The sequence below is a fragment of the Tsuneonella sp. CC-YZS046 genome (assembly GCF_035581365.1).
In the GTDB taxonomy this organism is placed as follows: Bacteria; Pseudomonadota; Alphaproteobacteria; order Sphingomonadales; family Sphingomonadaceae; genus JAWKXU01.
The window spans coordinates 1315658-1327209 of record NZ_CP141590.1; the positions used below are offsets into that span (position 1 = coordinate 1315658).

General features: G+C 66.2%; 10 protein-coding genes. 8 read left to right on the plus strand and 2 right to left on the minus strand.

What is annotated here, in order from left to right; translation table 11 throughout:
- Nucleotides 1-7: 7 nt before the first annotated feature.
- The 6 genes from U8326_RS06525 to lexA all read left to right on the plus strand — a co-directional run bounded on the left by U8326_RS06525 (nucleotide 8) and on the right by lexA (nucleotide 5083).
- Nucleotides 8-592: an aminodeoxychorismate/anthranilate synthase component II gene (locus U8326_RS06525; RefSeq protein ID WP_324743087.1), complete on the plus strand. Its 585-nt coding sequence runs from the start codon at nucleotides 8-10 to the stop codon at nucleotides 590-592.
- On the plus strand, nucleotides 589-1581 hold the full coding sequence (trpD, locus tag U8326_RS06530; protein ID WP_324743088.1) for an anthranilate phosphoribosyltransferase: 993 nt from the start codon (nucleotides 589-591) through the stop codon (nucleotides 1579-1581). The genes U8326_RS06525 and trpD overlap by 4 nt, the downstream gene beginning before the upstream one ends.
- A complete protein-coding gene (gene trpC / locus U8326_RS06535; RefSeq protein ID WP_324743089.1) occupies nucleotides 1578-2366 on the plus strand; it encodes an indole-3-glycerol phosphate synthase TrpC in 789 nt (262 codons plus the stop codon). The genes trpD and trpC overlap by 4 nt, the downstream gene beginning before the upstream one ends.
- A gap of 250 nt (nucleotides 2367-2616) precedes the next feature.
- Nucleotides 2617-3090, plus strand: coding sequence for a cyclic pyranopterin monophosphate synthase MoaC (gene moaC / locus U8326_RS06540; protein WP_324743090.1), 474 nt, complete (start codon nucleotides 2617-2619; stop codon nucleotides 3088-3090).
- Nucleotides 3087-4283: a molybdopterin molybdotransferase MoeA gene (locus tag U8326_RS06545; RefSeq protein WP_324743091.1), complete on the plus strand. Its 1197-nt coding sequence runs from the start codon at nucleotides 3087-3089 to the stop codon at nucleotides 4281-4283. The genes moaC and U8326_RS06545 overlap by 4 nt, the downstream gene beginning before the upstream one ends.
- Nucleotides 4284-4393: 110 nt before the next feature.
- A complete protein-coding gene (lexA, locus tag U8326_RS06550; protein WP_324743094.1) occupies nucleotides 4394-5083 on the plus strand; it encodes a transcriptional repressor LexA in 690 nt (229 codons plus the stop codon).
- Between the two features lie 21 nt (nucleotides 5084-5104).
- Here the strand turns inward: lexA and U8326_RS06555 are convergent, their stop codons facing one another.
- Nucleotides 5105-7282, minus strand: a complete 2178-nt coding sequence (locus U8326_RS06555; protein WP_324743095.1) for a ComEC/Rec2 family competence protein — start codon at nucleotides 7280-7282, stop codon at nucleotides 5105-5107.
- A gap of 28 nt (nucleotides 7283-7310) precedes the next feature.
- Between U8326_RS06555 and gltX the strand changes: the two genes are divergently transcribed.
- Both gltX and U8326_RS06565 read left to right on the plus strand, forming a co-directional pair.
- Nucleotides 7311-8750 carry a glutamate--tRNA ligase gene (gene gltX / locus U8326_RS06560; protein ID WP_324743096.1) on the plus strand — a complete coding sequence of 480 codons (1440 nt, stop codon included), beginning with the start codon at nucleotides 7311-7313 and terminating at the stop codon, nucleotides 8748-8750.
- A gap of 12 nt (nucleotides 8751-8762) precedes the next feature.
- Entirely contained in the window at nucleotides 8763-10049 is a 1287-nt protein-coding gene (locus U8326_RS06565; protein WP_324743097.1) for a citrate synthase, read from the plus strand.
- A 135-nt stretch (nucleotides 10050-10184) separates the two neighbouring features.
- On the opposite strand, the gene U8326_RS06570 is transcribed toward U8326_RS06565, so the two are convergent.
- The gene (locus U8326_RS06570) at nucleotides 10185-11552 is read right to left on the minus strand and encodes a sensor histidine kinase (protein WP_324743098.1); all 1368 of its coding nucleotides are present in this window, start codon (nucleotides 11550-11552) and stop codon (nucleotides 10185-10187) included.

Below are 11552 nucleotides of genomic sequence, written 5' to 3' on the forward strand. Positions count from 1 at the left end.
GGCCATCATGATCCTCGTCATCGACAATTACGACAGCTTCACCTGGAACCTGGTCCATTATCTAATGGAGCTGGGCGCCACGGTGGAAGTGGTCCGCAACGATGCCCTGAGCGCGGCACAGGCGCTCGATTCCGGCGCGCGCGGTTTCCTCATCTCGCCCGGCCCCTGCACTCCGAACGAAGCCGGGATCAGCCTCGAACTGGTGGGCGCCGCCGCCGATTCCGGCAAGCCGCTGCTGGGCGTGTGCCTCGGCCACCAGGCGATCGGCCAGTATTTCGGCGGAAAGGTGGTGCGCGGCGGGCTGATGCACGGCAAGACCTCATCCGTCACCCACGACGGCAGCGGCGTGTTCGCGGGCATCCCCTCGCCCTTCGCCGCGACCCGCTATCATTCGCTGGTCGTCGAGAATATTCCGCCCGTGCTGGCGGTGAACGCCACATCGGATGACGGGCATGTCATGGGTTTTCGCCACGCCCGCCTGCCGATCCATGGCGTGCAATTCCACCCGGAAAGCATCGCGACCGAACACGGCCACGCCCTGCTCGCCAATTTCCTGAGGATTTGCGGGCTGGAAGCGAACGCGCCGGCATGAACGCCCTGCCTCACGTCACGCAGCCGCTGTCGGAGGATGAGGCGGAGGCCGCCTTCGGGGCGATGCTGGACGGCCGGTTCACCGATGAGGACATCGCCCGTTTCCTGACCGAACTTTCGGACCGGGGAGAGACCGCATCGGAAATCGCGGGCGCGGCCCGGGCGATGCGGGCACGGCTGATCCCGGTGAAGGCGCCCGCCAACGCCATGGACGTCTGCGGCACGGGCGGGGACGGGCATCATACGCTGAATGTCTCCACCGCCGTCTCGCTGGTCGTCGCGGCCTGCGGCGTGCCGGTGGCCAAGCACGGCAATCGCGCGGCCTCGTCCAAGGCGGGGGCGGCGGATACGCTGGAAGCGCTGGGCCTCAATCTGGATCGCGCCGCCGAAACCGCGGAGGAAACGCTGGCCGACCTCGGCATCTGCTTCCTGTTCGCGGGCAGGCACCATCCGGCGATGGGCCGCATCATGCCGATCCGCAAGGCCATCGGCCGCCGCACTATCTTCAACCTGCTTGGCCCGCTCGCCAATCCGGCCGGGGTGCGCCGCCAGCTGATCGGCATCGCGCGCCCCGCCTATGTCCCGATCTATGCCGACGCGCTGGCGCGGCTCGGCAGCGAGCGTTCGCTGATCGTCTCGGGCGATGAAGGACTGGACGAGCTGAGTCTGGCGGGCGGGAACGAAGTCGCCCTGATAAGCTCGACGGGCTTCGTCATGCAGCGGGTCTCGCCAGCGGATGCGGGCCTGCCCGCCAGCCCGGTCGAAGCGATCCGGGGAGGCGACCCGGCGTTCAATGCGGCGGCCCTGCGCCGTTTGCTGAGGGGCGAGGAAGGTCCCTATCGCGATGCCGTGCTGTTCAACGCCGCCGGGGCGCTGATCGTGGCCGGAGAGGTCAGCGAATGGCGCGAAGGCGTGGAGGAAGCGGCCGAGGCGCTCGACAAGGGGCTTGCCAACACCTTGCTGGACTGCTGGATCGCAGCGCTGAAATGACCGACAAGCTCACCGAAATCTGCGATACGAAGCGCGCGGAAGTCGCCCTGCGCCAGCAATACGCCACGCTGGCGGACCTCGACGCCCGCGCCGCCGCCCAGACCGCGCCAAGGGGTTTCCGCAAGGCGCTGGAGGCAAAGGCGGCGAACGGCTTTGCCCTGATTGCCGAGATCAAGAAGGCCTCCCCGTCCAAGGGCCTGATCCGCGCGGATTTCCGCCCGGCGGAACATGCGCTGGCCTATGAGCACGGGGGCGCGGCCTGCCTTTCGGTGCTCACCGACGCGCCTTACTTCCAGGGGCACGAGGATTTCCTGATCGAGGCACGCGCGGCCTGCTCGCTGCCCGTCCTGCGCAAGGATTTCATGGTCGACCCATGGCAGGTCGCCGAAGCCCGGGCGATCGGCGCCGATGCGATCCTGATCATTGTCGCGGCTCTCGACGATGGGGTCATGACCGAGATCGAGGCCGCTGCGCTGGAGCGCGGCATGGATGTGCTGGTCGAAGTCCACAATGAAGCGGAGATGGAACGCGCGGCCCGGCTATACTCCCGCCTGATCGGTGTGAACAACCGCGACCTCAAGCGCTTCGTCACCGATCTTGCGGTTACCGAGCGGCTTGCCCCGCTCGCGCCCGAAGGCACGCTGCTGGTCAGCGAAAGCGGCATCAACACGCATGACGACCTGCTGCGGCTGGAGCGATGCGGCGCCCGCACTTTCCTGGTGGGCGAGAGCCTGATGCGGCAGGACGATGTGACGGCAGCGACGAAGGCCTTGCTGGAAGGCTGAGGCGGCCGTTTCCTTCCTCGTCGCAGGGGCTGGCACGACCCGAAACGCAAAACGCCAGCAACCGGACGACCGGACAAGCCCCATTCCAATCCGCCCTGTCCTACCGCGCAAAGCTCTGGCATGAGGGCGCAATGAACGCCAAGCCAAGCATCGAAACCCGCGGATTCAGCCCCTTGCGGCCGGGATCGGTTTTTTGCTCCAGAACAGTGTCAACTGTGTCAACCCCCCGCCCGGTTTCCGGTTTCGCGCGATGAGCAGGCTCACCCATCTCGACGAGCAGGGCCACGCCCGGATGGTGGATGTCGGCGGCAAGGCGGAAACGGTGCGCAAGGCTATCGCCACTGGCCGCATCCGCATGTCGGCGCAGGCCCTGGCCGCGATCCGCGACGGCGATGTGCCCAAGGGCGACGTGCTCGCGGCGGCGCGCATCGCCGGGATCATGGCCGCGAAGAGGACCGGAGAGCTGATCCCGCTGTGCCATCCGCTGGCGCTGGATGCGGTGACGCTGGATTTCGCGTTCGAGGACGATGCCTTGCGCGCGACGGCGACCGCTTCCCTGACCGGCAGGACCGGGGTGGAAATGGAAGCGATGGTGGCGGTTTCCATCGCCTTGCTGACCATCTACGACATGGCCAAGGCCATCGACAAGGCGATGGTCGTCGAGGAAGTTCGCCTCCTTTCCAAAAGCGGGGGCAAATCAGGCGACTGGCGGGCGCAAGGATGAGCGCCGCCCTGCCCCTGGCGGAAGCGCAGGCGGAACTGCTGAAACTGGCCGAACCGCTGCCGGTCGAGCAGGTCGACACGGCCTCGGCGCTGGGCCGCTATCTGGCCGCTCCCCTCAACGCCCGCCGCACCCAGCCCCCGGCCGACCTTTCCGCGATGGACGGCTATGCGCTGGCGGATGCCGGCAGGACCAGCTGGCGCGTGATCGGGGAAAGCGCCGCAGGGCATCCCTTCGCCGGACCCCTCGATCCCGGCGAGGCCGTGCGCATCTCCACCGGAGCGGTGATTCCGGGCGGCGCGGATGCCGTATTCCTGCAGGAAGATGCCGCGCGCGACGGCGAGACGCTCGGCATCGCAGGTGATCCCCCGCGCGCCGGACGGCATATCAGGCGGGCGGGCTTCGATTTCCGCGAAGGCGACAGGCTGCTGGAGGCAGGCGCCCGGATCGGCCCAGCGGCGCTCGCCTTGGCCATATCGGCGGGCCATGCCAGCCTGCCGGTGCGGCGCAGGCCCGAAGTGGCGATCATCGACAGCGGCGACGAGCTTGCCTCCGACCCCGCCGATTGCTCGCCCCATCAGATTCCCGCCAGCAACGGCCCGATGCTGCAGGCGATGCTCAGCGCCCTGCCCTGCGTCACGCGGCGCCTCGGCCCGGTTCCCGACCGGCGCGATGCCCTCGCCCAGGCGCTGGATGAGGCGAAGACGTGCGACCTGATCGTGACCAGCGGCGGCGCATCGGTCGGCGACCATGACCTGATCCGCCCGGCGCTGACCGACTGGGGCGCCGAAATCGCGTTCTGGCGAGTCGCGATGAAGCCGGGGAAACCCCTGCTGGTGGCGGGGCGCGGGCGGCAATTGGTGCTGGGCCTGCCCGGCAACCCGGTTTCCAGCTTCGTCACCGGCTTCCTGTTCCTGCTGCCTCTGGCACGGGCCTTGCTGGGGGCGGCCTCTCCGCTCCCTCACTCCTGCCGGGCGCTGTTGGGCGCCGGCCTGCCGCAAGGCGGCAAAAGGCTCGAATTCCTGCGCGCCCGGTGGGATGGAGAGCATGTCGTTCCCCTGGCGGAACAGGACAGCAGCGGCCTGAATGCGCTGGCGGAGAGCAACGCCCTGATAGAACGCCCGGCCGGGGCGGCGGCGCTCGGGGCGGGCGCCCCGGTCCGCATATTCCCGCTGCAACCGGCTGCGGTCGCTTGACTCGCCGGTCGCTTGACTCAAAGGCGAAAGTTGCTTACTTGTTCCTCATTCGTTCACGCCGTGGACCGGCAGAAACGATAGGGCCAAAGGCAGAATGAGGAACTGCGTCCATGCTGACCGCCAAACAGCACGAGCTTATCCGTTTCATCCAGACCCGGCTTGAAGAAACCGGCATTTCGCCTTCCTTCGAGGAAATGAAGGAAGCGCTGGATCTGAAATCGAAGTCAGGCGTGCATCGCCTGATCTCCGCCCTGGAGGAACGCGGCTTCATCCGCCGCCTGCCCAATCGCGCCCGCGCGCTGGAAGTGCTCAAGCAGCCGGACGATGTCAGCGCGGCGGGCATCCGCTCGGCGGCTGCCAACGATCTTCTCGCGCGCCATACCAGCCCCCCGCCCGCCGCTCCGGCTCCGGCCAACGACGTCATCGAAATTCCGCTGCACGGGCGCATCGCCGCTGGCGTTCCCATCGAAGCGCTGGAAGGTCAGGCGACCCTTCCGGTTCCGGCCGCCCTGCTCGGTTCGGGCGAGCATTACGCGCTCGAGGTATCGGGTGATTCGATGATCGAAGCGGGCATTCTCGACGGCGATTTCGCGCTGGTGAAGCGCACCGATACGGCCCGCGACGGGGAAATCGTGGTGGCGCTGGTGCGCAACGAGGAAGCGACGCTCAAATATCTGCGCCGGGAAAACGGCAAGATCCGCCTCGATCCCGCCAATGGCGCCTATGAGCCTCAGATCTACGAACCTGGCGAGGTCGTGGTGCAAGGCAAGCTGGCGGGGCTGCTGCGGCGCTATCATTGATGGGTGCGTCTCCGGCCGCCTTCAGCGGCCGGGCCGCCACCAGCCGTGCTGACCCTGATCCTCCGCGACCGTGCGGATGGATTGCCCGGCAAGGTCGATCGCCAATCCGCCGGTTTCCCGAAGCATCCGGCGATCGGCCTTGATCCAGCGGGGCTTGCAGGAACGCGGCAGAGTGCGATCGGCGATCACGATGTCCGCGCGCTCGCAGGCGGCGGCCAGCGCCCGCTCCGCCACCAGCTCCCGGCTGCGGGCCATCAGCAGATGCCATTCGCGCCCGCCGCGCTTCAGGGCCGCCACGCAGAAATCCGGGCTGCACCGCGCTCCCCGCCATTGCGAGAGCGGCAGCGGCTCCCCATCCATTCCCGCCAGTTCCACCAGGTTCTCGCGCGTGAACGAACTCCGGCTGTCGCGCAGCACCAGCAGGCGGCCCCCTTCCCCGGTTATGCCGACATGGCGGCCATCGCTGGATACAAGGACATCCGGCCCGGGGCTGATGAGGACCAGAATGCTGGCCAGCAGGGCGGGAAACAGGCCCCACAAGCGGATCGGGCCTCTCCACAGCGCGAGCCACAACCCACCCACGGCGAGCAGGGCGAAATGGAAGTTGGCCATGGCCGGCATCCGCGTGACGGCGCCAGGCTGGCTTGCGGTCCAGTGCGCGAGCGCGAGCAGCAGTTCGAGCGACTTTCCCGCGAGCCACCACGCGGGGCCGCCGATGCCCGCCAGATCCAGCAGCAGCGCCAGGGCGATCAGCGGCATCGAAATGAAGGTAGTGAGCGGGATCGCAACGACATTGGCGAAGGCCCCGTAGACCCCCGCACGATGGAAATGGAACAGCCCGATCGGCATCAGCGCGAACTCGATCACTACCCCGGTCAGCAGCAGCATCAGGCCCTGGCGGGCGCCGCGCATGATCCAGCCCTGCTCGCCGGGCGCCAGGAATGCACGAACGGGGGCGCTGGAATGAAGCGCCACGATGGCGATCACCGCCGTAAAGCTCATCTGGAAACTCGGGCTTGCCAGCGCCTCCGGCCACAGCAGCAGGACGAAGGCGGCGGCCACCGCAACCATCCTGAGTGACAGCGGCTCCCTGCCGAGGGCCAGGGCGATGAGCACCAGCACGGCGGCGGCGCAACTGCGAATGGTGGGCACCTCCGCGCCGGTCAGCAGCGTATAGCCGATGCCGACCAGGGCCCCGACGCCGGCGGCGACCACCGGCAATCGCACCCGCAGGGCAAGCCACGGCCACAGGGCGAGCAGCTTCATCGCCATCAGATAGGCCGCGGCGATGACCGCGCTCACATGCAATCCGCTGATCGAAAGCAGGTGAGTCAGGCCTGAATCGCGCATGGCCACCTCGTCCTCGGGCGCGATCGCGCCTCTGTCGCCGCTGGCGAAGGCGGCGGCGATGCTGCCGGGCGAGCCGCCCAGCTGCTTGCGGACATGAGCGGACAGGCTATTCTTCAGCGCGGAAAGCCCCGGTCCCTCGCTGCCCGGCTCCAGAATCTCCACCTTGCCGATGACGCTGCCCGTGGCGGACAGGCCCGAAAACCACGCGGTTCGGGCGAAATCATAGCTGCCCGGCAGCATCGGCGGCGCAGGAGGCATCAGCCTGGCCCGCAGACGGATCACCGCACCTTCGCGCAAGCCCCGTGCATCGGCGCTCTCTTTCAAATTGAGCCGCACCTTGATGGGCCGCGCCGTATCCGGCTCCCGGGTCACGACAACCAGCCGAACCCGATCAAGCGCGGGCTGAGGTATGTTTTCGATCACCCTTGCATCGAAAGTAGCGACGACCGGGCGGGCGAGAGGCTGCGCCCCGACCATTTCCGAGCGGGACCAGACCACCAGCACCCCGAGAAGAAATGCAATCGCCAGCGCGGCCAGCGCCGTGCTCAGGCGCGGATAACGGGTTTCTCCCCGCAAAAGCCGGAAGGAAACAGCCGCGACGATGAGGGCCATACCGGACGCGAAGGCCCATTGAACCGGGCCATCCAGCACGAACCAGGCCGCGATTCCCCCCGCCAGGGCAACCGTCAGCCATGGGCCGCGATCGAAACCCGATCTGCCCAGAAATCTCTCGATCGCTCCGGCCACGCTGGACAAGCGTGTCGACATTCGCCATTGGCGCTGCAATGCAGCATCATGTAGGACGTGCTGGCCGGCAATCGGCACTTCCGGAACGGCGTTGCTGACCATGAAGCTATAGGAAAGGAAGCGGAGGCATATGGCAAGTGCAGGGGGAAACTCTGTGATCACCCGTTTTGCTCCGTCCCCGACCGGATTCCTGCATATCGGCGGCGCCCGCACTGCCCTGTTCAACTGGCTCTTCGCGCGCCACCACGGCGGCAAGGCCCTGCTTCGCATTGAAGACACGGACCGCGCCCGCTCCACCCAGGAGGCGATCGACGCCATTATCGACGGCCTCGCCTGGCTCGGGCTGGATTGGGACGAAGCGCCGGTGTTCCAGTCGGAACGGGGCGCCCGCCATGTCGAGGTGGCGGAAAGGCTCCTGGAACATGGCCACGCCTACCGCTGCTATGCGACCCAGGAAGAGCTGGAAGAAATGCGCGCCGCCCAACGCGCGGCAAAGCAGCCGCTGCGCTATGACGGGCGCTGGCGCCATCGCGATCCATCGGAAGCGCCGCCGGGCGCGCCATTCGTGGTGAGGATCAAGACGCCGGAGAGCGGGGAAACCATCATCGACGATGCGGTTCAGGGGCGCGTCACCGTCCAGAACAGCGAGCTGGACGATTACATCATCCTGCGCTCGGACGGCACGCCCACCTACATGCTCGCGGTGGTGGTCGACGATCACGACATGGGCGTCACCCATATCATTCGCGGGGACGACCATCTCAACAACGCATTCCGCCAATTGCCGATCATCCGGGCGATGGATGAAATCGAGGGCGGCTGGCCCATGCCGGTCTATGCCCATATTCCCCTGATCCACGGGCAGGATGGCGCCAAGCTTTCCAAGCGCCATGGCGCGCTCGGGGTGGAGGCCTATCGCGACGAGATGGGCATTCTGCCCGAGGCCCTGTGCAATTACCTGCTCCGCCTCGGCTGGGGATATGGCGACCGGGAGGTGATCGGCCGCGAAGAAGCGATCCAGCTGTTCGACCTGGACGGCGTGGGCAAGAGCCCTTCCCGCTTCGATATTGCGAAGGTCCAGAATCTCAACGGGCAATATATCCGCGAAGCCGACGACAGCAGGCTGGCCCGGCTCGTCGCACCCAGGATCGGTCAGCAGGCCGATCTCGCCTTGCTGGAAAAGGCCATGCCGGTGCTCAAGACCCGGGCAAGGGATCTCAACGAGCTGGCCGATGGGGCAGCCTTCCTTTTCAAGACGCGCCCGCTGGCCCTTACCGAGAAGGCGGAAGCCTTGCTGGACCGGGATTCCCGCGCGCTTCTGACACGGATTTCGGAGCGTCTGCTCCGGGAAAATGACTGGACAAGCGAAGCATTGGAAGCCAGTCTGAAAGCAATGGCGGAGGATCTTGGGCTTGGCCTGGGCAAGCTCGCGCAGCCGCTTCGAGCGGCGTTAACGGGGCAAACGACCTCGCCAGGAATTTTCGATGTTCTGGTTCTACTCGGCAGGGAGGAGAGCCTCGCGCGGATCGACGCGCAGGCTGCTGTTTCGAGCGAATCACAGGGTCAATAAGGAGATAGTGAGTTGGCGGATAATCAGGCAAAGCTGAGCGCTAAGGGGGGTGAGTGGGACATGCCGATCCTCCAGGGATCGGTCGGACCCGATGTGATCGACATTCGCAAGCTCTACGCCCAGACGGACATGTTCACCTATGATCCGGGCTTTACCTCGACCGCAAGCTGCGAAAGCGCTCTCACCTATATCGATGGCGACGAAGGCGTTCTGCTGCATCGCGGCTATCCGATCGGCCAGCTCGCCGAAAGCTCCAACTTCATGGAGGTCAGCTACCTGCTGTTGAATGGCGAATTGCCCAGCCAGCAGGAACTCGACGATTTCACCCGCACCATCACCCGTCACACGATGCTGCACGAGCAGCTTTCCGCGTTCTATCACGGCTTCCGGCGCGATGCTCACCCGATGGCCATCATGTGCGGCGTGGTCGGCGCGCTTTCCGCATTCTACCACGATTCGACCGACATATCCGATCCGCAGCACCGCAAGATCAGCTCGCATCGCCTGATCGCCAAGATGCCGACGATCGCGGCCATGGCCTACAAATATTCGGTGGGCCAGCCCTTCGTCTATCCAGACAATTCGCTGTCCTATACCGGCAATTTCCTGCGCATGACCTTCGGGGTTCCGGCCGAGGAATATGAAGTGGTTCCGGCCGTGGAGAAGGCGATGGACCGGATCTTCATCCTTCACGCCGATCACGAGCAGAACGCTTCGACCTCGACCGTGCGTCTCGCCGGATCGTCGGGCGCCAATCCGTTCGCCTGCATCGCGGCGGGCATCGCCTGCCTGTGGGGCCCGGCGCATGGCGGCGCGAACGAAGCCGCGCTGAACATGCTCAAGGAAATCGGCACGCCCGACAAGATTCCGCACTATATCGAGCGCGCGAAGGACAAGAACGATCCGTTCCGCCTGATGGGCTTCGGCCATCGCGTCTACAAGAACTACGATCCGCGCGCCACGGTGATGCAGTCCACCGTGCGCGAGGTGTTCGAAGCGCTCAAGGTCAACGATCCGCTGTTCGAAACCGCGCTTCGCCTTGAAGAGATCGCGCTGAGCGATCCCTATTTCATCGAGAAGAAGCTGTTCCCCAACGTTGACTTCTACTCGGGCATCATCCTGTCGGCGATCGGCTTCCCGACCACGATGTTCACCGTGCTGTTCGCCCTTGCCCGGACCGTGGGCTGGGTGGCGCAGTGGAACGAGATGATCTCGGACCCAGGCCAGAAGATCGGCCGGCCGCGCCAGCTCTACACCGGCCCGACCCAGCGCGATTATGTGCCGGTCGACAAGCGCTGAAGCGATCCTGTAACCGGGCCTTTCCGACTGCGTTCTCGGCGCCGGCGCTTTCCGGCGTGCGGCGATGCGTCGAAGGTCCGGCATCGCGATACGGCCAGCCGGACGCTCCGGCTGGTCCTTCCCCGATAGAGCCGCTCAGCCTTCCGTCGGCAATTCGAGGATGAAGCGCGCGCCCTGCCCCGGCGCGCTTTCGACCGAAAGCTCTCCGCGCATCGCCCGCGCCAGACGCCGGGAGATGTAAAGCCCGAGGCCAGAACCGCCGTCCCCGCTCCGGCCCAGCCGCTCGAACTTGTTGAAGATCACGGCCTGATCTTCCTCCGACAGTCCCTTGCCCTGATCGGCGACGACTATTCGCGCACGGCCATCCATCTGCTCCGCCCGCACCCAGACCTGGGAATCTTCGGGCGCGTAGCGAATGGCATTGCCGAGAAGATTGAGCAAAATCTGCAGGACGCGGCGAAATTCGCCGATAGCGGGCACGGATTCATCGCTATCGGGCAGATCGACGCGGATGTTGCGTTCCTGCGCCCGCACACCGAGGATACCCGCGGCCCGCTGGGCGACATCGGCCAGGTCGATCTTGTCCGGGCTGGTCGAGAAATCGTCCGCCTCCACCACTTCGAGATCGGACAGGTCGTCGAGCAGGGCGAGCAGATGCTGGCCCGCCGAAGCGATATCGGCCGCATAATCGCTATATTCGTCCGCCAGGGGACCGGCGAGCCGGGTGCGGATGGTTTCCGCATTGGCAATGATGCGCGCGATCGGCTGCCGGAGAACCGGGGCCACCTCGCGGCCGATGGCGGCAGCCGGGCGCTGCGCGGATCTGGCGGGGGCGGAAGCCTCCGGCGGCGGCTCCTCGGCCACAAGGTTCAATTCGAAGCCCGCACTTCCGGCATCCGGCCACCCCAGCGGAATCAGGCTGGCCCGCCAATTGCGATCCGATCCCGGCAATTGCAGGAAGGCTCCGTCCAGAAGGCGCCAATGAAGCGGCTGGCGATGCGCGCTGCCGGCAATTTCCACGAAATCCGTCCAGTAGCGCCCGCGCCCGGCCTGCATCCGGGCGGCCAGATCTGCCAATTCCGGGGCGGAGCTTTCCACCACCAGAATCCTCTGCCTCGCATCCAGGCGAACGGTGAGTTCCGCGAGGTGGCGATCGATTATCGCCCGGCGTTCCGCATGGGCGGCAATGTCCTCCGCGCGCAACAAGGATGTCTGCCAGTTGGCGATAGCGATCCGGCAGCCGCCGGAACCATCCTCTGCGGGCTGGACCTCGACCCATGCGGTAATCAGTTCTTCCCCATCCTGCGCCTGGATCGCGCGGGCAAGGCGAAGCCCGTAATGCCGCGACTTACGCGCCAGCGCCAGCAGTTCGGGCACTGCGATGCTGCCGGGAATCTGCCCGCCGCAACGCAGTTGCAAGGTGGCCAAAGGTTCATCGGCTTCCAGCAGGCGATCATCCGCATCGCTTCTTGCGCGCACCAGAATGGAACCTCCACCTGTCAT

Bases quoted from the DNA above. Each gene is read 5' to 3' on its own strand.
- trpD (WP_324743088.1), top strand. From the start codon at position 589: ATGAACGCCCTGCCTCACGTCACGCAGCCGCTGTCGGAGGATGAGGCG.
- gltX (WP_324743096.1), top strand. From the start codon at position 7,311: ATGGCAAGTGCAGGGGGAAACTCTGTGATCACCCGTTTTGCTCCGTCC.
- lexA (WP_324743094.1), top strand. From the start codon at position 4,394: ATGCTGACCGCCAAACAGCACGAGCTTATCCGTTTCATCCAGACCCGG.
- U8326_RS06570 (WP_324743098.1), bottom strand. From the start codon at position 11,552: ATGACAGGTGGAGGTTCCATTCTGGTGCGCGCAAGAAGCGATGCGGAT.
- trpC (WP_324743089.1), top strand. From the start codon at position 1,578: ATGACCGACAAGCTCACCGAAATCTGCGATACGAAGCGCGCGGAAGTC.
- U8326_RS06525 (WP_324743087.1), top strand. From the start codon at position 8: ATGATCCTCGTCATCGACAATTACGACAGCTTCACCTGGAACCTGGTC.
- moaC (WP_324743090.1), top strand. From the start codon at position 2,617: ATGAGCAGGCTCACCCATCTCGACGAGCAGGGCCACGCCCGGATGGTG.
- U8326_RS06555 (WP_324743095.1), bottom strand. From the start codon at position 7,282: ATGGTCAGCAACGCCGTTCCGGAAGTGCCGATTGCCGGCCAGCACGTC.
- U8326_RS06545 (WP_324743091.1), top strand. From the start codon at position 3,087: ATGAGCGCCGCCCTGCCCCTGGCGGAAGCGCAGGCGGAACTGCTGAAA.